Origin of the sequence: Streptomyces sp. NPDC021096 (assembly GCF_040641275.1) — a bacterium.
In the GTDB taxonomy this organism is placed as follows: Bacteria; Actinomycetota; Actinomycetes; order Streptomycetales; family Streptomycetaceae; genus Streptomyces.
On sequence record NZ_JBFADG010000012.1, the window covers coordinates 71542 to 93158 of the forward strand.

General features: G+C 71.4%; 21 protein-coding genes and 1 pseudogene. 15 read left to right on the forward strand and 7 right to left on the reverse strand.

Going from position 1 to position 21617, the window contains the following annotated elements; translation table 11 throughout:
- The first annotated feature begins 79 nt into the window (after positions 1–79).
- The 7 genes from AB0G59_RS17900 to AB0G59_RS17930 all read left to right on the forward strand — a co-directional run bounded on the left by AB0G59_RS17900 (position 80) and on the right by AB0G59_RS17930 (position 10144).
- A complete protein-coding gene (locus AB0G59_RS17900; protein ID WP_360912606.1) occupies positions 80–1081 on the forward strand; it encodes a helix-turn-helix domain-containing protein in 1002 nt (333 codons plus the stop codon).
- Positions 1082–1489: 408 nt separating this feature from the next.
- Positions 1490–2251: an SDR family oxidoreductase gene (locus AB0G59_RS17905; protein WP_360912608.1), complete on the forward strand. Its 762-nt coding sequence runs from the start codon at positions 1490–1492 to the stop codon at positions 2249–2251.
- 107 nt (positions 2252–2358) lie between these two features.
- Positions 2359–3249 (forward strand): helix-turn-helix transcriptional regulator, encoded by an 891-nt coding sequence (locus AB0G59_RS17910; protein WP_360912610.1) that lies wholly within the window; start codon positions 2359–2361, stop codon positions 3247–3249.
- 367 nt (positions 3250–3616) lie between these two features.
- The gene (locus AB0G59_RS17915; RefSeq protein WP_360912612.1) at positions 3617–6031 is read left to right on the forward strand and encodes a hypothetical protein; all 2415 of its coding nucleotides are present in this window, start codon (positions 3617–3619) and stop codon (positions 6029–6031) included.
- A complete protein-coding gene (locus AB0G59_RS17920; RefSeq protein WP_360912614.1) occupies positions 6028–7935 on the forward strand; it encodes a DEAD/DEAH box helicase in 1908 nt (635 codons plus the stop codon). The genes AB0G59_RS17915 and AB0G59_RS17920 overlap by 4 nt, the downstream gene beginning before the upstream one ends.
- A 308-nt stretch (positions 7936–8243) precedes the next feature.
- Positions 8244–9485, forward strand: coding sequence for a globin domain-containing protein (locus AB0G59_RS17925; protein WP_360912616.1), 1242 nt, complete (start codon positions 8244–8246; stop codon positions 9483–9485).
- A gap of 41 nt (positions 9486–9526) precedes the next feature.
- Positions 9527–10144, forward strand: coding sequence for a pyridoxamine 5'-phosphate oxidase family protein (locus tag AB0G59_RS17930; RefSeq protein ID WP_360912618.1), 618 nt, complete (start codon positions 9527–9529; stop codon positions 10142–10144).
- A gap of 6 nt (positions 10145–10150) precedes the next feature.
- Here the strand turns inward: AB0G59_RS17930 and AB0G59_RS17935 are convergent, their stop codons facing one another.
- On the reverse strand, positions 10151–10432 hold the full coding sequence (locus AB0G59_RS17935; protein WP_360912620.1) for a hypothetical protein: 282 nt from the start codon (positions 10430–10432) through the stop codon (positions 10151–10153).
- A 520-nt stretch (positions 10433–10952) separates the two neighbouring features.
- Positions 10953–11456: pseudogene (locus tag AB0G59_RS17940) on the reverse strand (DUF5994 family protein); the annotation flags it as partial.
- A 324-nt stretch (positions 11457–11780) separates the two neighbouring features.
- Here AB0G59_RS17940 and AB0G59_RS17945 point away from each other — a divergent pair.
- Entirely contained in the window at positions 11781–12257 is a 477-nt protein-coding gene (locus AB0G59_RS17945; RefSeq protein ID WP_360912622.1) for a DUF5994 family protein, read from the forward strand.
- A 24-nt stretch (positions 12258–12281) separates the two neighbouring features.
- On the opposite strand, the gene AB0G59_RS17950 is transcribed toward AB0G59_RS17945, so the two are convergent.
- Entirely contained in the window at positions 12282–12707 is a 426-nt protein-coding gene (locus AB0G59_RS17950; protein WP_360912624.1) for a YjbQ family protein, read from the reverse strand.
- A gap of 237 nt (positions 12708–12944) precedes the next feature.
- On the opposite strand from AB0G59_RS17950, the gene AB0G59_RS17955 reads away from it, so the two are divergent.
- Positions 12945–13289, forward strand: a complete 345-nt coding sequence (locus tag AB0G59_RS17955) for an STAS domain-containing protein (protein ID WP_360912626.1) — start codon at positions 12945–12947, stop codon at positions 13287–13289.
- Here AB0G59_RS17955 and AB0G59_RS17960 read toward each other — a convergent pair.
- The 3 genes from AB0G59_RS17960 to AB0G59_RS17970 form a co-directional block, all read right to left on the reverse strand.
- Entirely contained in the window at positions 13286–13690 is a 405-nt protein-coding gene (locus AB0G59_RS17960) for an FKBP-type peptidyl-prolyl cis-trans isomerase (RefSeq protein WP_360912628.1), read from the reverse strand. The two genes, AB0G59_RS17955 and AB0G59_RS17960, sit on opposite strands and share 4 nt — an antisense overlap.
- A gap of 153 nt (positions 13691–13843) precedes the next feature.
- Positions 13844–15367 (reverse strand): aldehyde dehydrogenase family protein, encoded by a 1524-nt coding sequence (locus AB0G59_RS17965; protein ID WP_360912630.1) that lies wholly within the window; start codon positions 15365–15367, stop codon positions 13844–13846.
- A 35-nt stretch (positions 15368–15402) separates the two neighbouring features.
- Positions 15403–16671: a GAF domain-containing protein gene (locus AB0G59_RS17970; RefSeq protein ID WP_360912632.1), complete on the reverse strand. Its 1269-nt coding sequence runs from the start codon at positions 16669–16671 to the stop codon at positions 15403–15405.
- 283 nt (positions 16672–16954) lie between these two features.
- On the opposite strand from AB0G59_RS17970, the gene AB0G59_RS17975 reads away from it, so the two are divergent.
- The 3 genes from AB0G59_RS17975 (at position 16955) to AB0G59_RS17985 (ending at position 19155) form a co-directional block, all read left to right on the forward strand.
- Positions 16955–17191 carry a holin gene (locus AB0G59_RS17975; RefSeq protein ID WP_360912634.1) on the forward strand — a complete coding sequence of 79 codons (237 nt, stop codon included), beginning with the start codon at positions 16955–16957 and terminating at the stop codon, positions 17189–17191.
- Positions 17192–17205: 14 nt separating this feature from the next.
- Positions 17206–17787: a hypothetical protein gene (locus AB0G59_RS17980; RefSeq protein WP_360912636.1), complete on the forward strand. Its 582-nt coding sequence runs from the start codon at positions 17206–17208 to the stop codon at positions 17785–17787.
- Between the two features lie 603 nt (positions 17788–18390).
- Complete coding sequence (locus AB0G59_RS17985) at positions 18391–19155, forward strand: hypothetical protein (RefSeq protein ID WP_360912637.1); 765 nt, start codon at positions 18391–18393, stop codon at positions 19153–19155.
- Positions 19156–19299: 144 nt separating this feature from the next.
- Here the strand turns inward: AB0G59_RS17985 and AB0G59_RS17990 are convergent, their stop codons facing one another.
- Positions 19300–19476: a zf-HC2 domain-containing protein gene (locus tag AB0G59_RS17990; RefSeq protein ID WP_360912639.1), complete on the reverse strand. Its 177-nt coding sequence runs from the start codon at positions 19474–19476 to the stop codon at positions 19300–19302.
- Between the two features lie 49 nt (positions 19477–19525).
- Here AB0G59_RS17990 and AB0G59_RS17995 point away from each other — a divergent pair, with 49 nt between their 5' ends.
- The 3 genes from AB0G59_RS17995 (at position 19526) to AB0G59_RS18005 (ending at position 21603) form a co-directional block, all read left to right on the forward strand.
- Positions 19526–20134, forward strand: coding sequence for a sigma-70 family RNA polymerase sigma factor (locus tag AB0G59_RS17995; RefSeq protein ID WP_360912641.1), 609 nt, complete (start codon positions 19526–19528; stop codon positions 20132–20134).
- Positions 20135–20366: 232 nt separating this feature from the next.
- Entirely contained in the window at positions 20367–20813 is a 447-nt protein-coding gene (locus AB0G59_RS18000; RefSeq protein WP_360912643.1) for a MarR family transcriptional regulator, read from the forward strand.
- Positions 20814–20856: 43 nt separating this feature from the next.
- Positions 20857–21603, forward strand: a complete 747-nt coding sequence (locus AB0G59_RS18005) for a 3-oxoacyl-ACP reductase family protein (RefSeq protein WP_360912645.1) — start codon at positions 20857–20859, stop codon at positions 21601–21603.
- The last annotated feature ends 14 nt before the right edge of the window (positions 21604–21617 follow it).

The following is a 21617-nucleotide window of genomic DNA, read 5'->3' on the forward strand; positions in this document are numbered from 1 at the left end:
TGGCCACCCATCGGCGCCCGATCCAGGGCGACGAGGCAGTGACGAGGCAGTGACGGGGCCACGAGGCGGAGGAGACAGGATGCTGACCGAGACCGAGTTCCGGACCGAAGACCTACCCGGTGCGGACCGGTTCGACTTCTGGTGCGAGCACATCGGCCGAACCCACGCACCCCTGGACCTGCACAGCGAGTACGCGGCGGATTACCGGGCGCATCTGCGCGTATTGGAGCTCGGCGCGGTTCATGTCTGGCCCACGACCCATCAGGCCCTTCGATTTCGCCGTACCCCGAAGCTCATCCGCCAGTCCGATCCCGAGCGGTACCACTTCGGGATCCCGCTGCGCGGCACCCACCGAGTCGCCTGGGGCGACCGGAATGCCGTGCACGGGCCGTACGAGATAGTGCCCTTCGACAGCTCACGGGCTTGCGAAGTCACCTGCGTCAACGGAACCGATCCCTTCTCCGGGATCGGGATCGAAATCCCCAGGTCGTTACTGCACCTGCCGCAGAGCAAGATGGACCGGCTGTTCGCCCGTGGAATGTCCGGGCGGGAGGGGATGGGCGCCCTGCTCGTCCAGTTCCTCACCCAGCTGACGGCGGACACCAGCCCCTATCTGCCGTCCGACGGCCCCCGTCTGGGAACGGTCGTGGTCGACCTGCTGTCCGCGCTGCTGGCTCACACTCTGGACGCCGACCGCTCCCTTCCACCGGAATCCCGCAGCCGGACTCTGGTGCTGCGCATTCGCTCCTACGTCCAACAGAACCTGCACGACCCGAGGTTGACCCCGCGCGCGATCGCCGCCGCGCACAACATCTCCACCAGCTATCTGCACCGCCTCTTCCAGGACGAGCACGAGACCATCGCGGCCTGGATCCGCCAACAGCGCCTGGAACGCGCCCGCCGCGACCTCGCCGACCCCGCGATGTTCTCCACCACCATCCAGGCCATCGCCGCCCGCTGGGGCTTCACCCGCGCCGCCGACTTCACACGCGCCTTCCGCACTGCCTACGGCATGCCGCCCAAGCACTACCGCCAGCAATGCCTCCACAGCCCTGAACCGACTGCGTGGACTCATTGCTAGGAACCTGTGGACGCTGCGCGAACGACTTCCGGCCGTATCTCCGGCAAGCTGGCTGACAGCTGCAGCCGGCGCGTACCTGCAAGGGAATACGGGGGTTTTCCTTGCAGGTACGACCCGTGTCCGCGAGCCGTGTCTGCCACCCGTGTCTGCCACCCGTGTCTGCAGCGCGCAGGCGAGGCCATCAGGCCTAGGCCATACTTAGGGTGGTCCTGGCTTTCCCAGGAACGGCAGAGCTCTGGGTCGCCGTTCCGCCCGGGCGCAGAGTGGTCCGCATCAGCCCACCGCGCCGGCCTATCGGGACCCACCGGTCCACCGGGGCCCCACCGGCCCCTTGGCCCACCGGCCCATCGGCCACCATGTCGGTCCCCACCGATACCGGCCTGCGCAGCAGACCAGGAGCACGTACCCATGAGCTACCCCGCCCTCGCCACCCGCACCGCGGTCGTCACCGGAGCTGCCAGCGGCATCGGCGCGGCCGTCGCCCGCCAGCTCGCCACCGGTGGCGCCCGCGTCGCGCTGCTCGCCCGGCGCACCGACCGGCTGGAGGCGCTGGCCGCCGACATCACCGCGGCCGGAGGCCAGGCCCTCACCGTCACCGCCGACATCACCGACCAGGCGTCCGTCGACGCGGCCGCCAAGGCCGTCCACGATGCCTACGGCCGGGTCGACCTGGTGGTCAACAACGCCGGTGTGATGCTGCCCAATCCCCTCGCCGACGGTCGGCTCGACGAGTGGACCCGCATGATCGACACCAACCTCACCGGCGCCCTGCGCGTCATCCGCGCCTTCACCGCCGACCTCACCGCGGCCGCCGCCGACGGCCGCACCGCCGACCTGGTCAACGTCTCCTCCATCGCCTCCCACGTCCTCTTCCCCGACTACGCCGTGTACGGAGCCACCAAGGCCGCCCTCACCCAGCTGTCCGCAGCGCTGCGCACCGAGCTGGGCCCGCTCGACGTCCGGGTCAGCGCCATCGAGCCGGGCCTGACCGACACCGAACTCGGTGGGCACATCGACAACCGGGAACTGCGCGAACAGCTCGGCGGCATGTTCGATGCGGTGCCCGCCCTCGCCGCCGAGGACATCGCGGACGTCATCGCGTACACCGTCAGCCGCCCCCGGCACGTCAACCTCCGCCAGTCGATCGTCCTGCCGACCCGCCAGGCCTGACGTATTTCGTCACGCACCTTGCCGGGACCCGGGCGGCCCGCGCGCCCGGTGAGCCTGGCCCTGACAGGGCCAGGCTCACCACCCACACCACCAGGCACAATCACCGCATGAGCACAGCGATCGACCTGGGCGCGTTCCTGCGGACCCGCCGCGCCCGTCTACGCCCCGAAGACGTCGCCCTGCCGGACTACGGCGGCCGGCGCCGGGTCGCCGGGCTGCGCCGCGAGGAGATCGCCCAGCTCGCCGGCGTCAGCGTCGACTACTACATCCGCATGGAACAGGGCCGCGTGCGCCCCTCACCGGCCGTCCTCGACGCCCTCGCCCGCGCCCTGCGCCTGGACGAGGACGAGACCCGCCACCTGCACCGCCTCGCCCAGCCCCGCCCCACGGCCCGGCACGCTCCCCGGCCCCGCCCCGAACAGCAGCAGGTGCGCCCCATGCTCCGGCTGCTGCTGGAGGAACTGCGGGACGTCCCGGCCATGGTGATGGGCCGACGCATGGACATCCTCGCCTGGAACACGGCAGCCTGCGCCCTCATGGGCGACTACGCGTCCCTGAAACCCGCCGAACGCAACATCCCCCGCATCACCTTCCTCGACCCCGCCTCCCGGCACCTCTACGCGGACTGGACCGCCTGCGCCCGCGAGAACGTCGCCTACCTGCGCCTGGAGGCCGGCCGGTACCCCGACGACCCGCAGCTGGCGAGCCTGATCGGGGAGTTGTCGCTGAAGAGCGAGGACTTCCGCCGGTGGTGGGCCGAGCACCCCGTCCAGGACAAGACGTCCGGCACCAAGCGGTTCCACCACCCGGTCGTGGGCGACCTGGCCCTCACCTACGAGACCCTGAGGGCCGCGGACGACCCCAGCCAGGCCCTGATCACCTACGCCGCCGCCCCCGGCACCTCCTCCCACGACGCCCTCCGCATGCTGCTGGCCTGGGCCGCCCCGACGGCCACGACTGATTACGGTCCGGCCCATGGCCGGAAAGAATTGCTATGACCTTGTGAACTCACGGGTTTAGAGCACCAGTTGTGCCACCAGTCGCTACCGTCTCCTCCGCAACCACCTCCGACGGGTGGTCGCTCCATGGCATCGGGAGTCCATCCGCCCTCGCACGCCGCATAGAAGCGACGCGCCTGGACGGCTCTGGTGACGGGTCTGTGGAGGCGGCGCTTGCGTCGTCACGCAGGTGAGTTCCGCTCTCCTGCGCAGCACACCGATGACGCACCCGTCCTCACCGTGTCCCCCGTACCGCACTCCATGGCCGTGCACTCGGCGTTCTTCCGCCTTCCGCCGTCGGCCGGCGCCTCGTGCGTACGGGCATCGCGCTGCGACGGGTGTCGACCCCATGAGGAGGTTGCCACCCATGGCTGCCCGTAAGAGCACCTTCCAGTTCCTCGCCCCCAACAGCCTGGACGTGAATTCCGACGCCGTCCCGCTCGACGGCGTGTTCCCTCTGCTGCCGCCGGTCTTCGAGCCCCTGAGTGGCGAGCCCGCCCTCTCCGACGGGGAGCCGCCCACCGAGCTCGGCAAGGCCGTCATGGAGTGGTACGGCCAGGCACGGGGCTGCCCGCCCGAGGAGACCCCTGCCGGGCTCGTACGGGCCATCGAGGCTGTCTCGGTCGGCCGGGAGAACGTCGCGGCCGTGCGCCGGGCGCACTGGCGGCGCAACCACGCCGGACGGCTGTCGGTGGCTCAGCTCGTGGTGTGCGTCCCGATGGTGCGACCGGCCACCGTGCAGCCGCGCATGGCCGCCTCCGCCCAGCGGATCATGCGTGAGGAGTACAAGCAGTCATTGATCCACGAGGTCGGTATCGGCCTGCGCATCCAGGCCCGCTCCGCCCAGCACCTGCGCGACATCACCGACGCGCAGAAGAAGGTGCGCATCCCGCATGCGTACGCGGGCGAGGCCGAGAAGGAGTTCGCCGACTCGCTGGCCCTCGAAGGGATCCGCGAGGAGATCCGCGGATTCGCCTACGACATGTACGTGTCCGACGGCGAGCGCGGCCACCTCGTCGAGACGGACGACGGCTGGACGCGGGTGAGCGTCGCCCAGTCGTTCATGGCCCAGCTGATCGGCCTGGACGCCAACCTGTCCACGCTGCACTGGGAGAACCCGGCCGACGGCACCCTCACCGTGCGCCCCCACACCCCCGACAGCATCGAGGCCGCACACCGGGAGCTGCGCTTCGAGGACGCGTCCTTCGCCGTGTGGCCTGCCGGCCGGACGAGGAACGCCGTAGAGGCATGGCTCGACGGCGCCTCGCCGGAGGCCCAGGCGACCCTGCGCATGATGACGGCCCGGATGGACATCGGCATCGCCGTCCGGCCGTACCGCGAGAACAGCGACCACGACGTGGTCTACGCCGACATGGCCCGCTTCCACGTCAAGGGCCAGAACCCGACCCTGTGGGGGAAGGCGGACGACGAGGCCTTCAAGGCCCGCACGGTCGTCAACGACCTCGTGCGCCGCGGCTACGTCACCGAGGAACAGCGGGACGTGTTCTTCGGTGACACGGTGGTGCCCTGGGCGGACGACCCGGCGTGCACGCCCTACCGCAACCGGGTGGTGGCCACCACCCACGTCATGGTCTCCACGGTGGTGGACGACCCGGCCGTCTCCACCCGGTACTGCGTGGTGCGCGAGACGCTCAAGCGCCTGCGGGTGCGCAACTCGCCCCTGCAGGCGGCGACCACCACCGCCTCGCTGGCCGGCCTGGTCGCGGGCCTCGAAGGGGACGGCGAGATGGGCCAGTTCACCGCGGTGATCGCGCGCTCGTTCCGCAAGGCGGAGTTGCGCGACATCGGTCAGCACGGCGGCAACTGGACCGAGTTGATCGAGCGGGACGTCGAGGAGATCGCCGAGGGCGCCCGCCAGGAGCTCGAGAACGCCCTGCACGCCAAGCGGACCCGGCTGAGCCCGCACCAGCGCGCCCTCGCCGTCCTCGCCCTCGTCGCGCACGCGGCGAACCCCGCCCTGCGCGACTACCGCCGCCCGGACGGCGGCACCAACTCCGACGGCACCCCCCGCACGATCCGCTACCCGTCCTCGATGACCCTGACCGGCCGTGGTGGCCGCGGTGGCGTGATCAAGGTCGAGGCGGATGTCATCTTCTTCCACGCGGCCCGCTCGCCCGAGGGAATCGACCAGCTCGAGGCGATCATCGCCGCGGCCACCACCGAGAACCCCGTCGTCCCGGTCGACCCGGCCAGCGGTGACGAACTGCTGGAGGAGTGGCTGCGGCGGCGGTGGGCGAACGGGCCCGGCCCCGGCCCTGGCCCCGACGGCCGCCCCGCCGACCGATCCGACCGATCCGACCGCGGTACGGACGGCTTCGCGGGACCCTATGCCCTCGTAACCGGGGCCTCTGCCCTCGTACCCGGGGCACGTACCGATGGCGCCGACCAGGGTCCGGCCGACCGGTCCGGGGCGGTCCTCACCCTGTGGCAGGACACACCGGAGGAGGAAGAGGGCCGGGCCGGTGGTGCCCACCCGCTCGCCGACACCGGCGAATGGGGGCAGGCCACGGCCGATCTGGTCGAGGACATCGACCACCTGGCCGCCCGGGCGAGCGCGCTCGCCGACGTCCGGGTGGACGCAGTACGCGCCGGCATCGACGAGAAGGACTACGACCCCGATGACGAGAGCCTCCCCCGCATGATCGACGCGGTCGGCATCGACCCGGACGTGGAAGGCGGCACCGACGAGTCCCTCGAAAGCCTGCGCCGCTTCCTCCGGCAGGGCGTGATGGCCTACCTCAAGCAGCAGGCCCGCCGGTGACCGCAGACCCGCTGATGACCGCCGTCGAGACCGAGAACGATCGCGCCACAGGCACAGGCACAGGCACAGGCACAGGCACAGTCACCGTCGACGAGGACGGCCGCCCCGTCGTCCGCCGGCCCCCGCACGTCACCGACCGCTGGTGGCAGGACGTGATCGCCCTCCTCGGGCCCACCTTGCACGGCGCCTCCGCCACAGCGGCGACCGCGACCTCGGTCACCGTGCGCCGCGACCGGGCCCGTGCGCTGCCCCGGCTGCTCGCCCGCTACCCCGCGGCCGCCGCTCGATGGATGTGGACGCCGGCCGCCGAGCGGCTGCGCGCGGGCGGGGTCGCCGCGGCGGACGGACTGGCCCGGCTGCTCGCCACCGACGTGGCCGAACAGTCCGTCTGGCCGGCCGGAGTCGATCTCCCGGCCCTGGGGTTCGTCCGACCCCTGCGCCCCTTCCAGCGCACGGCCGTGGCCCGGCTGCTCGCCGCCGGTGGCGGGGCGAACTTCTCCGTGCCGGGCTCGGGGAAGACCACGGTGGCGTACGCCGTGTTCACCGCGCTACGTGCCCGGGGCGCGGCACACGCCATGCTCGTGGTCGCACCGCCGTCCGCGTTCGAGGCATGGGTGGAGGAGGCCCGCGCCTGCTTCGCGCCGGACCGGGTGCCCTCCGTCGCCGTACGCCCCCGGGTCCTCGCGCGCGCCGACACCGTCGTGGTGCTCAATTACGAGCGGCTCGGCGACCCGGCGGTGCGCGCCGGGCTCGCCGGCTGGTCCCGCGGCCGGAAGGTCCTCACGGTGTTCGACGAGGCCCACCGCGCCAAGGCCGGCGCGGCGTCCCGCCGTGGCGCGGAGGCGGCGGAACTCGCCCGCCGCGCCGACGCCGCGATGGTCCTGACCGGCACCCCGATGCCCAACCGGCCGCGCGATCTGGAGGCCGTCTTCGACCTGGTGTGGCCGGGGCAGGGGCACCGCCTCGTCCACGGCGACCTCACCCGTCTCCGGGAACGGGCCTACGTACGGGCCACCAAGGACGACCTGGAGCTGCCGCCGCTGCAACTACGGGTGGAGCGCATCGCCCTCGACTCCACCCACCGTGCCCTGTACGACGCCATGACGAGCCGGGTACGGGAGTGGGCGCGGGAGGCGGACGGGCCCGAGGGGGCCGCCTCGGGGGCGGTGGCTGCCCAGGCGGGCCGTGCCCTGTTGCATCTGATCGCCGCCGCGGCCAACCCGGCCGCCGTCTTCGCCCCGGGCCGCCCGTGGTCCCTGCCGCTGGAGGAGGCGGCCCACGCGGACCTGGCATCCCTCGTCGCCGATCCGACCGGGCACATCCGCCCGGCCAAGGTCGTCCGCGCTGCCCAGCTCGTCGCCGAGAACCGTGCCCAGGGCCGTAGGACCGTCGTCTGGTCCGGCTTCCTCGGCAACGTCGAGGCCCTGGCCACGGCACTGGCCCGGCACCGCCCGGCCGTCGTCACGGGCGCCACCCCGCTCGACGGCCCTGCGGGCCGGGCCGACCGCCGGGCCGAGCTCGACCGCTTCCGTCACGACGACGACTGCTGGGCACTGGTCGCGACCCCGCAGACCCTGGGGGAGGGGGTCTCCCTGCACCTGGCGGCGACCGACCAGGTGCACCTGGACCGCGGGTACGCCGCCGGCACCTGGCTCCAGGCCATCGACCGCACGCACCGCCTGGGCCTGCCCGCGGATGCCCGCCCCACCTGTACGGTGCTGCTCGCCGCCGACACCGTCGACGAACGGGTCAACGAGGTGCTCAACCACAAGGTCGCCGCCCTGGCCGCCGCGCTGCGCGACCCGGCGCTCCGGCCCGTCGCGGATCCGTCTCTGACGGACGAGGACACCGACGGGCTGCTGGGTGACATCGACGCGCTGCGTGAGCTGCTGGGGCTGCGGTAGCCGCTCGATATGTGCCCCAAATCATCACTCCGGGCAATTCCGTCCGGGGAAATTCAACAAGTTCTTGCCCTGAGTTCTAGTGGATGCGGACCTTCCCCGCTTCGTGCTCCTCGTCGAGGATCGTGTGACATCCGGAAGCAGTCAGTCCGCTTCGTCGACTCTGTACTCCTATGAGGACTCATGTGGGCCCCAATCGACTCCCTGCTCTGCGTGTCTGTGCCTAGAGGACGAGGCGCTTGGGGTGATGTCGCCAGGCGGTATGCCCGGAAGAAGTCACTTCGCGCAGTGGATGGGGGAGCGCTGGCGCCTTGAGATTCCGGATCGGTCGTCCAAGCAGCACATCCGCATACCCGGCTCCGGAAGATCCGGCACCTTTCCAGGCCGTACACACCGGAGAACCGGAGACCGCCGAACCGCCTCTGTCGGACTACGAGATAGGCCTGATAAGGGCTTCCCTGTCGGTAGTCGAGCCGCAGGCAGGGGAAATAACGGTCTACTTCTACGCAATCCTGTTCGCTCGGTACCCCGAGGTCCGTTCGATGTTCCCGCACGGGATGGACCCCCAGCGCGATCGCCTCCTGCGCGCGCTGTTGCGCATCGTGGATCTGGTCGACGACCCCGAGAATCTCGTCCGCTTCTGCGGAAGTCTCGGCCGCGATCACCGCAAGTTCGGCGCACTCCCCGCGCACTTCCCGGCAGTGGGCGAATGCCTCCTCGCCACTCTTGCCCGATATGCCGGCTCCGCGTGGACGCCGGAAATCGAGGCCGCCTGGACGAAGGCGTACGGCACGGTCGCCCAAGTCATGATCAGTGCGGCCGAGGAGGACGAGGCGGTACGGCCCGCCGTGTGGCCCGCCACGGTCGTGCACCGTATCTCGCGCGGCCATGGAATCGCCGAAATCACCGTGCGTCCCCATATGGACTATGAATTCGCCGCAGGCCAGTACGTGAGCGTCGAGACCCCATGGTGGCCGAAGCACTGGCGCTATTACTCCGCCGCCAACGCGCCTCGTCGGGACGGCACGCTCACCTTTCACGTACGCGCGGTGCCCGGCGGCTCGGTCAGCAATGCGCTGGTGCACCGAGCGGTGGTGGGAGACGTCATCCAGCTGGGCGCTCCGATGGGGGACATGGTCCTGGACGCGGCCGACCACAGAGACCTCCTCTTCGTGGCCGGCGGCACTGGTCTCGCCCCGATCCGCGCACTCATCGAAGAGGTCGCCCGCCGAGGGGGACACAACCAAGTGCAGCTCTTCCTCGGCGCCCGAACCGGGGCGGAACTGTACGGCGTCGACGACATGCTCCGGATGGCCCAACGGCACCACTGGCTGACCATCAGGGCCGCGGTCTCCGACGAGTACATCCCCGGAATCCGCGGATCCCTGCCGGACGTACTGACCGAGTACGGGCCGTGGTACGAGCACGACGTCTTTCTCAGCGGCCCGGCTCAAATGGTCGCCTCCGCCAGGGAATCGCTCACCCTCAACGGCACCCCGCTCGACCGCATCCACCACGACCCGTTCGAGACCCCCGTCCTGTCCACTCCCTGAGCCGTACCGACCCCGTATCCGCCCTGCCAGGAGACCTCTTCGTGACCGTGCCCCCGCCGCCTTTCGGATCAGCAGGTGAGCACCAGCTGCAGCAGCACCTCGGCACCGCCGACCGCGCTGCCCGGTTCTACGACCAACAGGTGCGGCGCCATCTCACCCCCGAGATGCGGGACTTCATCGGCCGCCAGTCCATGGTCTTCCTGGCCACCGCCGACTCGCACGGAGAATGCGATTCCAGCTTCCGCGCCGGCCCACCGGGTTTCGTCCACGTCATCGACTCCCACACCCTCGCCTACCCCGAATTCCGCGGAAACGGCGTAATGGCCAGCGCCGGCAACATGCTCGAGAACCCCCACCTCGGCATGCTCTTCGTGGACTTCACCCACCATCACGTGGGCCTCCACATCAACGGCGTGGCCCACCTCTACGGCGACTACGACCTCCGCAGCATCCACCCCGGCCTACCGACTGACGTAGCCCCCGGCCGCAGCCCCGAAATGTGGGTGCACCTCACGATCGAGGAGGCCTACATCCACTGCTCCAAGTACATCCCCCACCTGGAGCCGGCCCCCCGCCCGGCCGGCCGCGACGCGGCGCGACCCAAGGACTCGGACTATTTCACCAGTCCCCGTACGACACACTGGCCGAGTCATTCGTGAAGGCGATTACCCCAGCTCCCACCCGGACGGGGCGGCGCCCAGGGTCGTAGTGCCGCGGCAGAGGCCCTCGACGCGGAACCACAGGCCCGGGGCGTAGACCGCATGGATGACGGCGCCCTCGCCCCTTGTGACCCGCAGGATTCTCAGGACGCCGCCGGGAAGCACGTCGTACTGGTAAGTGATCTCGGAATCACCCTCGACGGTGTCGTCGTAGGAGACATCCGCCGTACGGTCGTTCGCGTATTCCTTCGGCGGGCGATTCTCCACCAGCTTGATGAAGACGCTCATGGACCAACGGTACGGGCCTTTCGCGAGCTTCGCCCTCCGGCATGTGGGGAGGCCGCTGAGCTGGGGGTCTGTACGGGGCCAGTACGGGGCATGCGCGGGCTGTTCAGGCCTTGTCATCCTGCGGATGGTCGGCCGCCGCAGGCCGGCTGGTCACCAGCCAGGATCGCGCGGGCTCGGGGGGATGCGTGGTGTCCACGGTGAGGTGGAGGCGGGTACCGCCTTCGCGGCCGGCGGGGTAGCTGCGTTGCTCGGTGGAATCGAAGCAGCGCCGGAGGACTTCCGCGACGCGGCGGGCGGTCTCGGGGGACGCGGCGATGACGCGAATGTCGGCGTGTCCCGCCGGCGGCACCGGCTCCGCTGGTGTGCGGGTGGGTGTTGCGCGTGCGGACGTCATGTTCACCACCTCCGGCCGGAGAAGAGCCGTAGTCGCCTGCGTGCGGTCCCCATGCGGTCGCTCGCGGCGGTTACGGGCGAGGGAAGCCCCGACCGGCTTCCCGACCGGCTTCCCGGCCGGTGGCGGCGCGGTCCCGCCCTCGGTCTCCCACTCCTCTTCGCTGTCCCGCGACTCGGCCGCGTCGTCCGCCGCTCGCTCGTCGTCCATCAGCATGCTCGCGGTGAGAAGGCTTCCGGGGACGGCCGCGGCGGTCATCAGCCGGGCGGCCGCGGCCGGGCTGGTCTCCGGCGGGACGACCAGCAGGTCCCAGCGGCCGGAGCAGGAGAACAGCAGCAGCTTGTGCGGGTCCTGTTCACCGGCGAACCAGCCCACGTGCACCGTGTGTCCGGTGACGGGCACCTTGCGGGGGATCACGGGCCAGGAGGCAGGGTTCACCGTGACGCGGGTGATCCGCCCCCAGCAGTGGTCCAGCCTGTCCGTCAGTGCGGGGAGTTCGCGGGAGAGGTCACGCGATCGAGGCCACCAGGCGCCGTCCAGCAGGCCCGGCGTCCTTCCCGGGGTCAGGGACAGGCGGGCGGGCGGCGAAGGGGCGCGCTCGTCGGCGGTCGTACGGTCGATGGTCACGGTCATGCTGCGGACCTGCCCCCGGGCTCGTCGACTGCCCGGCATCGTGGCTCACCGGAAACGACACCCGCGTGGAAGCCGGTGTACGAAGTGCTCCCGGTCTTCTCACCCTACTCCGGCTCTACTCCGGTCGGCGGTTCCGAGATCGCCGACGACCAGGCAATTCTCCGGTGAGCGCGGGCGTGCGTCCGGCACTGCCGACGAGCCTGCCGCCGGGCCCGCGGAGTACGGTGGGAATACCGCGAGCGCTTCGCCCGGTGAAGCGACGCACGCCGGACGACGAATGAACGCGCCGAATTCGCCGAATTCTCGGAGACAGGCGAGCACACCATGGCCGATTCCGACACCCCAGACCTTCCCAGGCTTCTGCCGGACGCGATTCACCACGCCGTGAAACCCGGAACGGCGCTCCTGCGGCTGGAGACGACGCAGGAGCGCGGAGGAATCCTGGACGGCGCGTGGTGGCCACGCTCCCGCGACATCGGCGCCGAGCTTCCCGGCCTGATCAGCGCCCTGACCGAGCACCTCGGCCCCATCACCCGCGTCGGCCTGGACGCGAGCGCCTGGGAGGCGCTCCCCACACGGCTGACCGTCGACGACCGGGTCGTCCACCTGGATTCCTTCCCCGTCGGTGACGACACCGTCCTCATCACCCGGGGCGACAACGATCACTTCACCCTGCTGGTGGTCCCACCCGACGCGGCACTCGACGCGGCCCGGGCGGCGATGGCCAGAGCCGTACGGGCCGACAACGTCACCCAGGCCGGACAGATCCTCATCGACACCGGCAGCACCCCGCAGACCTGAACGTCCGGGCAGCGCGGCGTCCGGTCAGCCTCCGAGGAAGGACATCCGGACCCGGCGGTCGGGGGCGTCCCGGCCGGCGGTCACCAGAACGACGGACTGCGAGGCCCCCAGCTCGAGCTCACCGCCGACCACGGGCAGCGTGGCGTGGGGCGGGACCAGAGCCGGGAGCATGTGATCAGGACCCGGGCCCGCACCGCCGTGCCGGTCCCGCCAACGGTCGCCCGCGGGAAGCACCTCACGGAGGGCCGCCAACAGGTCGTCGTCACTGCCCGCGCCGGTCTCGATGACAGCCAGACCGGACGCCGCGTGCGGGGTGAAGACGTTCAGCAGCCCGTCCCGACCGTGAGCGACCTCCCGGAGGAACGTGGAACACGCGTTTGTCAGGTCGTGCATGGTTTCGGTGGAGCCGGTCGTCACGTCGACAGTGCGGGTGCTGAAGGTGCCAGTCATGGTTCACCAGTACCCGCTGTACGGGAGCGGCGCTGACGGCCGGACGGGTTGGGTTGTCGAGGGCGTTCTGTTCAGCCCTGTCCGTGACGTACGGGCAGGACTAGGCTGCGCGGTGGGGCCCCAGCCCTCGGCAGCATCGAGGTGTGATCCGCTCCGAGGAGGCACGTGGTGCCCGTAGAGCGCACGACCGTCCCTGTCCCCGCCCCCGCCGAAGCTCCGCGAGGGGCAGGCGGGCGGGTGTCCGCATCGCACTGCCACTCCTCACCCTCCGGCGGCGGCCCACGGGACCGCGTGCTCATGGTGCGCGGAAGGCTGGACCTCTCCGGCGTTCCGAAGCTGCGCGAGTGCCTTCTGCACGTATCCCACAGCCCCGGAAGCCGCCTGCTCCTCGACCTGTCCGGCGTCCCCTCCTGCGACGCCCTGGGCCTCGGCCTCCTCGTCGCCGCCGCCCGCTGCGCCCGCCACTCCGGCGGCGACCTCTGCCTTGTCGCACCGCGTCCCGCTGTCGCCCAGGCGCTGAAGGTCAGCGGGCTGAGCAGGATCCTCCCGGTCCTTCCCGGCTTTGACGGCCAGGGTCGCTAGGCGTTGCTCCACCCGGCTGTGCTGGAATACGAGTCGAGCAGGTCCACCACGAAGACCAGGGTCGAGCCCGGCGGGATCAACGGCGAGGGCGACTGTTTGCCGTAGCCGAGACGCGGGGGAACGATGATCTCGCGCCGACCGCCGACCTTCATCCCCCTCACCCCCCGGTCCCAGCCCTTGATGACCCTGCCACTGCCCAGGGCGAACTTGAACGGCTGGCCCCGGTCCCAGGAGGCATCGAACTCCTTCCCGGACTCGAAGGTCACCCCGACATAGTGGACCCTGACCACCATGCCCGGCGTCACCTCGGCCCCGTCCCCGACGACCAGGTCCCGGATGGTCAGCTCGGTAGGAGCCTCACCCTCCGGAACCTCGACCTCGGGCTTCGTCAGTTCACTCATTGCAGCCTCATCACTCTCCGTCGAAAGCCCCCGCACGGACCGGCCGGACACGTGGACATCCCATGCAGCAGATGGTCACGCTACCCGCAGCAATCGCCCGAACGAGACGAGGCGCAGACGGCTGTCGGCACACTGACGCGCTTTGTTGCTCGCTCAGAAAAAGCCCAGCTTCTTCGGCGAGTAGCTCACGAGCAAGTTCTTCGTCTGCTGGTAGTGGTCCAGCATCATCTTGTGGCCCTCCCTCCCTATCCCCGACTGCTTGTAGCCGCCGAAAGCGGCATGGGCCGGGTAGGCGTGGTAGCAGTTCGTCCAGACTCGGCCTGCCTGGATGGCTCGGCCCGCGCGGTAGGCCGTGGTGCCGTTGCGGGTCCAGAGGCCGGCGCCCAGGCCGTAGAGGGTGTCGTTGGCCAGGGAGATCGCTTCGTCGAAGTCCTTGAAGGGGGCCACCGCCACTACGGGGCCGAAGATTTCTTCCTGGAAGACGCGCATGTCGTTGCGGCCTTCGAAGATGGTGGGCTGGACGTAGTAGCCGCCCTCGAGTTCGCCGCCCAGTTCGGCCCGGGCGCCGCCTGTGAGGGTGCGGGCGCCTTCCTGGCGGCCTATGTCGAGGTAGGAGAGGATTTTTTCCAGCTGGTCGTTGGAGGCCTGGGCGCCGATCATCGTGTTCGTGTCCAGGGGGTGGCCGGGTGCGATCGCTTCGGTGCGGGCTATCGCTGCTTCCAGGAACGGCGCGTAGTGGCCGCGCTGGATCAGGGCGCGGGACGGGCAGGTGCAGACTTCGCCCTGGTTCAGGGCGAACATCGTGAAGCCCTCCAGGGCCTTGTCGAGGAAGTCGTCGTCGGCGGCCGAGACGTCGTCGAAGAAGATGTTCGGGCTCTTGCCGCCGAGTTCGAGCGTCACCGGCTTCAGGTTCTCGGAGGCGTACTGCATGATCAGGCGGCCCGTCGTCGTCTCGCCGGTGAAGGCGATCTTGGCGACGCGGGGGCTCGACGCCAGTGGCTTGCCCGCCTCCGCGCCGAAGCCGTTGACGATGTTGACCACGCCCGGGGGCAGGAGGTCCGCCACCAGGTCCAGCCAGACGTGGATCGAGGCCGGGGTCTGCTCGGCGGGCTTCAGCACCACCGCGTTGCCCGCCGCCAGGGCCGGGGCGAGCTTCCAGGCGGCCATCAGGATGGGGAAGTTCCACGGGATGATCTGGGCCACCACGCCCAGCGGCTCGTGGAAGTGGTACGCGACCGTGTCCTCGTCGAGCTCCGAGAGGCTGCCCTCCTGGGCGCGGATCGCGCCCGCGAAGTAGCGGAAGTGGTCGACGGCGAGCGGGATGTCGGCCGCGAGGGTCTCGCGGACGGGCTTGCCGTTCTCCCAGGACTCGGCGACCGCGAGGGCCTCGAGGTTGTGCTCCATGCGGTCCGCGATGCGGTTCAGGACCGCGGCGCGCTCCGCCGGGGACGTGCGGCCCCACGCCGGGGCCGCGGCGTGCGCGGCGTCCAGGGCGCGTTCGACGTCCTCGGCCGTGCCGCGCGCGACCTCGGTGAAGGGCAGGCCGTTCACCGGGCTCGGGTTCTCGAAGTAGCCGCCCTGCTTGGGCGGTACGTACTCGCCGCCGATCCAGTGGTCGTAACGCGGCCGGAACGAGACGACGGCGTCGGGGGAGCCCGGGCTGGCGTAGCGGGTCATGGGGCGGCCCTTTCGTTGACGGAGGTGCCAGGACGCTAGTCGCGCGCAGGTTGCGTGAACGTTGCCCGCAGGCGCCTCGCCCGCGCCGCCACCGAGCCGCGGTGCGCCGCGCTCTCCGGGAGCGCGGCCAGCAGCCGCTCCCACACCTCCAAGTCGTCCTCGCCCCACGGGCTGTCCGCCCACAGCTGCAGCGCCCCCGCGTCCGCGCTGCCCAGCACCGTCCGTCGCAGCCGGTCCTCCAGCAGCCGGCGCATCCTGCACACCCCCGGCGCCTCGGACAGGGGGAGGAGCGGGCCGTTGTACGCGTGGAGGGCCGATCGGAGGTCGCCCGCCTCCAACTCCCGTTCCACTGCCGCCACGTCCGTCTCCATTGGGACGTTCAGGCGGTACGGGCGCGACGCCACCAGTTCGCCCACCAGGCGGCGCAGACGCGACAGCTCCGCCCGCAGCGTCACCGCCGGAACCGACCGTTCGCCGTACAGCGCCATGGCCAGGCGGTCGCCGGACAGGCCGTCCGGGTGGGCAGCCAGCAGGGCGAGGATCTCGCTGTGCCGTCTGCCCAGCCGTAATCGCCGGCCGTCCGTCACCAGGAGCGCCTCGTCCCGGCCCAGTACGGACAGGGCCTGGCGCGGCCCGGCCGCGGCGCCCGCCAGCTGCGCCTCCGCCGCCCGTGCGGTCGCCTGGACCAGGGCCAGGCTGTGCGGGCCCGCCAGATGGTCGCCGCCGGTGATGTCCACCGCGCCCAGCAGTCGGCCGGTGCGCGGGTCGTGGACGGGGGCGGCGGCGCAAGTCCAGGGCTGGACCCGGCGGTTGTAGTGCTCGGTGGCGAAGATCTGCACGGCGTGGTCCAGGGCGAGTGCCGTGCCGGGGGCGTTGGTACCGGCGTGTCGCTCGTCCCAGCGGGCGCCCGGGACGAAGTTCATGCCCTCCGCGCGCTTCCGTACGCCCCGGTGTCCCTCCACCCACAGCATGCGGCCCGCGGCGTCGCAGACCGCGAGCAGGTGGGCCCCGTCGTCGGCGATGGAACCGAGCAGTTCACGGAAGAGCGGCATGACCCGCGCGAGCGGATGCGCCCGGCGGTGGACCTCCAGCTCGCCGTCGGCCAGATCGATGGGAACCGTGAACTCCGGTGCGGCCAGGGCCGCCGCGGAGCGCCGCCAGGAGTCCGCGACCACCGTGCGTACGTGCGGGTTCAGCTCGCCCCCGGTGACGAACGCGGCGTGCGCGCCGCGGACCGTACGGCACCGCTCGGCGGGGTCGATGCCACAGGCCATCGCCAGCCAGGGGTTGACCGTGTCGACCATAGGAGCCCCTTCCCTGCGGGCCGGGCTCGGTGGAGCGCCGGCCCTCGCCGGCCCTCGCCGGCCCTCGTCGGCCGCTGCCTGCCGTCGCCGTGACGATACTGCTGGGCGCTCCGGTGCCGAACCGCCGTGCAGCGGGTACATCCTGGCGCGGCAGAGGCTTGCGGTGCACACGTCACAGCAGGGACTCTGCCATCTGGAACCGACCTGGAGTGGGCCAACTTCCGCTCCTCGTCGTACGTCCGAAGCAACTCACTCGCGAACTCCCCGAAACGGAAACACATTTATGCGCAAGGTGCTTGTCGACATCGCCGAACGTACTCTCGCCGCCTACGTGACCACTTTCCTCGGTCTGCTCATAGCCGACGGATTCGATCTCACCAGCGTCTCGGCGATAAAGGCCGCCGCCATCGCCTCGCTGCCCGCCGCGCTCTCCGTCATCAAGGGAGCGATCGGCAGCCGCTTCGGCGACAAGGGCACCGCGGCCTGGCTGCCCGCCCGGCGGGGCGCCGACCGGGCGTAGCTACGCTCGGGCGGATGGGCAGCTTCACAACACACCGCCGTCGGGCGCACGACCGTACGCGCTCACCGGTGCAGCGCTTCGGCGCGCTGCGCACGTGCCTCGCGGAGTTCGCCCCGTACGGCTTCCATGCGACCTACCACCACCTGTGCCGCAGCGCCGGGATTCCGGCCGAGCCGGGGATGGATGCGGAGGCGGTGGGGCGGGCGGTCGAGGAGCTGCACGCCGCGCGGGAGATCTGGTTGGCGGAGTTCCGGGTGTGGCAGGTCCGCCGCCGTGAGCAGAAGGCCGCCGGCGCACGCGTACCCGACTCGCCCGAGCCGCGGCGCGCGCTCTGGTACCCCGACCCGGAGTTCCATCCGGGCGAACCGCTCGCGACGGTGATGCCGCTCATTCTGCGTGCTCCGGTAGGGGATCTGGTGGAATGCCCGGTGTGCGGGGCGGGCCCCCGTACGAAGGCCTGGCACGACGGGTTCGCCGAACACCGGCTCTGCGCGGGATGCGGGGCGAGCCTCGCCAGGCGGCCCACCGAGCCCGCGCCCGTGGTCGGGGCCGCCCGCGCGGAGCGCTGGAGGCTGGTCTGGAGGCGGCGGGTGTGAGGGCGGGCGGCTGCGGTCGCGCTCGTCGCGCGGCGGCGGCCTCGTTCCTCGCGCGGCGGTGACCCCTCGCTCCCGGTCCGGTGGGCGGCTGTCCTGTACCAGGCTCCGCCGCGAGGGCGGCCCGCCCGGCCCCCGCTCGTCGCGCGGCGGTGACCCTTGCTTCCGGGTCCGGTGGGCGGCCGCCCTGTTCCGGGCCCCGCCGCGAGGGCTGCCCGCCCGGCCCCCTCGCTCGTCGCGCGGCGGTGACCCTCGCTCCCGGTCCGGTGGGCGGCTGTCCTGTACCGGGCTCCGCTACGAGGGCTGCCCGCCCCGCCGCCCGCGCGGAAGGCCGCAGTCCACACGGGGTGTGCGCGGCGCACCCGCGGCCACCCCCCTACACACGCTGCCGCCCGGGGCCCGTGCGCGGTTCACTCGACAGCGCGAGTCCCACTGGCGCGACGGGACCGGGTTGCCGGTCATTCCCCCCGAGCCGGCGGCCCACCGCCCCGTACCGCCGGGCGGACGGTACGGGGCGGAGCCATGCGCCCGAGCGGGGGGTCGTACGGGCGTCAGCGCGCCCCCCGCCGTCGCGCCGCGCGGGGCGGGTGCAACGATGTCTCCGTCATGAGAGCAGGGCCGGAGACCGGGCAGGGACCGCGCGCGCTGCGAGCCGGTGTGTTCGCAGCGGTCTGTGTGCTGCTCGCGGCCCTGGGCCACGCCGTCATGTCCGGGACCACCGTCCCGTGGTGGGCCATAGCCGTCGCGCTGTCGACGACCGGCGCCTGCGCCTGGTTCCTGGCCGGCCGCGAACGCGGTCCGCTGCTGATCACGCTCGCCACCGTGGGCGCGCAGACCGGGCTCCACTCCTTCTTCACGCTCGCCCAGAACGTCGTCCAGAACACGGCGCGGGAGGCCGCCCAGGCGGCCGGCGGCGTCGTCGTGGACCTCGGCACCATGGGTTCGTCCGCCATGTGCGGGGGCGCGGGGCATGTCATGGGCATGGGCGGTGGCCCTGCGGGGCCGTCCGGGCCGACGTCCATGTCCGGTTCCATGCCCATGGATCACGCCATGGGCGGCATGGACATGAGTGGCATGGGCGGCATGCACGCCGGCCATGGCGCCCTCGGCATGTGGTCCGCCCACGTGCTCGTCGCCGTGATCTGCGGCGCCTGGCTCTCCGGCGGCGAACAGGCCGCCTTCCGGCTAGGCCGGACCATCGGCGCCCGACTCTGCGCGCCGCTGCTCCTCCTCTTCCACGACGTACCCGTACGCACGGGTCCGCCCCGCGTCCGCGCCGGGCTCGGGCGCCCCGCCCAGCGGCTGCGCCAGCTGCTGTACGCCCATGTCCTCGCCACGCGTGGTCCGCCGGCCGGCGTCGCCGCCTGCTGACCCCTTCGGGGTCCGGCCGGCGTGCGACCGACCAGGTCGGATCACGTCACCGGGCCGGCCCGCCGCACCTTCGACCAGTGCCGGGCGCCCGGATTCCAGGAAGGACCCAGGGCGATGACCCCTGCCCTCACACTCTTCGGCCTCTCACACGAGGCCCAGGCCCGCCGCGAGCACCTTGAGCCTGCGGGCCCGCGTGCCCCATTCGCTGCACTCGGCGCAGCCGTACAGATGCGCGTCGAGCGCCGCCGGGGAGATGCCCGGCGGCAGCTCCTCGCCGTCGACGCGCGCGGATATAGCGGTACGAACCTCACTGCAATGCACCCCGCCATCGTCCCCGGCGCGGGTACGGCCGTCCCCACCGGGGGCCGTCGTGCGTGACGACGAGACGGTCACCGCCTGGGCCCTGGCGGCGCGCGGCGGCGACGGCGACGCGGTGGAACGGTTCATCCGTGCCACGCAGGGCGACGTACGGCGGTACGTGGCGCGCCTGAGCAATGACCCGCAGGGTGCCGATGATCTTGTGCAGGAGACGTTTCTGCGGGCTTTGCGGTCGCTGCCGCGGTTCGAGGGGCGCTCGTCCGCCCGTACGTGGCTGCTGTCCATCGCGCGGCGCACGGTCGTGGACCGGCTGCGGTTCCAGGCGGCGCGGCCGCGGCTGTCCGATACGGATGACTGGCAGTCGGCTGCCGAGCGGGCGCAGTCGGCGGAGCTGCCGGGGTTCGACGAGGGGGTTGCCCTCTCGCAGCTCCTGGACCGGCTGCCGTACGAGCGGCGGGAGGCGTTCGTGCTGACGCAGCTGCTGGGGTTGCCGTATGCGGAGGCTGCCGTTGTCGCCGGGTGTCCGGTGGGGACGGTGCGGTCGCGGGTCGCGCGGGCGCGGGAGGCGTTGATCGTGCAGCTTGATGCGGCGGAGAGGGGGGCGGTGCGGATGCCTGTGGTGCGGGTGCCGTCTGTGCGGGTTGCTGCGCTTGCCGGGTAGGGCGCGCGTGATGGTCGCCGGGGGCCGGGCGTGTTCGTCGCCTTGGCCCCCGGCGCTGTTGGGGGGCTTTCTTTCCCCGATCCCGCCCCTTCCCGAAACCGGGGGCTCCGCCCCCGGGCCCCCGGTCCTCAAACGCCGGACGGGCTGGAACGACGGCTCGCTCAATTAGGTTGCCGACCACACATCAAGGGATTAGCGTGGTCGGCAACCTATTGGGGAGGCGGTCCCAGGCATGACCGACACATCCGAACTCAGCGCCTCCGACCGGTTTCCGGTCAGCTTCGCCGTCTTCGCGGTCGCCCGCACCCATCGGGCCCTGGCGGCATCGCTGTTGCGGGAACTCGGGCTCTACCCCGGGCAGGAGATCATGCTTCTGCAACTGTGGGACCGTGACGGCCAGTCCCAGCAAGCCCTGGGGAAGACGCTGGGGCTCGACCACTCCACGGTCGCGAAATCCGTTCGCCGGCTCGCCGACGCCGGACTGGTCACACGTCAGCGCAGTGACACCGACCGCCGTGTGACCGTCGTGTCACTGACACCGGAGGGGCGGGCGCTCGAGCCCCTTGTCGCACAGGTGTGGGCGCGGCTCGAAGAGCGCACCACCGCGGGACTCGGCGAACGGGAGCGGGCGCAGTTCGTGGCGACTGCCCGCGCCATAGAGGCCAACATCGACGGCTGACCCCGCACCACTCACCACCGAACCGACTGGAAGGAAAACTGCCATGTCATCACCCTCCGGGCGCAAGGCCGCGTTGATCACGGGAGGTTCACGTGGCATCGGTGCCGCGATCGCCACGCGACTGGCCGCGGACGGCGTGCGCGTCGCGATCACCTACCACTCGTCTCCCACCGCGGCCGACGACGTCGTCAAGACCATCACCGCGGCCGGCGGCCACGCACTGGCGCTTCGTGCCGACAGCGCCGACCCGGACCAGCTCCGCGCCGCCGCCGAGGAGGCGAGCAGGGCCTACGGCAAGATCCACATTCTGGTCAACAACGCCGGCATCGGCGAGGCCGCACCGTTCGACGAGATGTCACTCGAACACTTCGACCGCATCATGGCGGTCAACGTGCGCGGCCCGTTCGTCGCCGCCCAGGCCGTGCTCCCGCACATGCCCGAGAACGGGCGGATCATCAACATCGGCAGCGTGTTCGCCGACCGGACCCCGTTCGGCAGCATGTCGGCGTACGTCACCAGCAAGGCCGCCCTCGCCGGCCTGACCCGTGCCCTCGCCCGTGACCTCGGCGCCCGCGGCATCACCGTCAACAACATCCAGCCCGGCCCCATCAGCACCGACCTGACCTCGTCCGCCGACGCCCACGCGCACGACGTCATGACCGCGGCCACCGCCCTGCGGCGTTTCGGCACCCCGGAAGAGATCGCCGGACTCGTCGCCTACCTTGCCGGCGAAGAGGCCGCCTACATCACCGGCGCCACGATCAACGCCGACGGTGGTTACACGACCTGAGGCCGAATCCCGCG

Excerpts from the sequence above, each read along its gene's own strand:
- AB0G59_RS17900 (WP_360912606.1), top strand. The coding sequence starts at position 80 with ATGCTGACCGAGACCGAGTTCCGGACCGAAGACCTACCCGGTGCGGAC.
- AB0G59_RS17905 (WP_360912608.1), top strand. The coding sequence starts at position 1,490 with ATGAGCTACCCCGCCCTCGCCACCCGCACCGCGGTCGTCACCGGAGCT.
- AB0G59_RS17910 (WP_360912610.1), top strand. The coding sequence starts at position 2,359 with ATGAGCACAGCGATCGACCTGGGCGCGTTCCTGCGGACCCGCCGCGCC.
- AB0G59_RS17915 (WP_360912612.1), top strand. The coding sequence starts at position 3,617 with ATGGCTGCCCGTAAGAGCACCTTCCAGTTCCTCGCCCCCAACAGCCTG.
- AB0G59_RS17935 (WP_360912620.1), bottom strand. The coding sequence starts at position 10,432 with ATGAGCGTCTTCATCAAGCTGGTGGAGAATCGCCCGCCGAAGGAATAC.
- AB0G59_RS17945 (WP_360912622.1), top strand. The coding sequence starts at position 11,781 with ATGGCCGATTCCGACACCCCAGACCTTCCCAGGCTTCTGCCGGACGCG.
- AB0G59_RS17950 (WP_360912624.1), bottom strand. The coding sequence starts at position 12,707 with ATGACTGGCACCTTCAGCACCCGCACTGTCGACGTGACGACCGGCTCC.
- AB0G59_RS17960 (WP_360912628.1), bottom strand. The coding sequence starts at position 13,690 with ATGAGTGAACTGACGAAGCCCGAGGTCGAGGTTCCGGAGGGTGAGGCT.
- AB0G59_RS17965 (WP_360912630.1), bottom strand. The coding sequence starts at position 15,367 with ATGACCCGCTACGCCAGCCCGGGCTCCCCCGACGCCGTCGTCTCGTTC.
- AB0G59_RS17970 (WP_360912632.1), bottom strand. The coding sequence starts at position 16,671 with ATGGTCGACACGGTCAACCCCTGGCTGGCGATGGCCTGTGGCATCGAC.
- AB0G59_RS17975 (WP_360912634.1), top strand. The coding sequence starts at position 16,955 with ATGCGCAAGGTGCTTGTCGACATCGCCGAACGTACTCTCGCCGCCTAC.
- AB0G59_RS17980 (WP_360912636.1), top strand. The coding sequence starts at position 17,206 with ATGGGCAGCTTCACAACACACCGCCGTCGGGCGCACGACCGTACGCGC.
- AB0G59_RS17985 (WP_360912637.1), top strand. The coding sequence starts at position 18,391 with ATGAGAGCAGGGCCGGAGACCGGGCAGGGACCGCGCGCGCTGCGAGCC.
- AB0G59_RS18000 (WP_360912643.1), top strand. The coding sequence starts at position 20,367 with ATGACCGACACATCCGAACTCAGCGCCTCCGACCGGTTTCCGGTCAGC.
- AB0G59_RS18005 (WP_360912645.1), top strand. The coding sequence starts at position 20,857 with ATGTCATCACCCTCCGGGCGCAAGGCCGCGTTGATCACGGGAGGTTCA.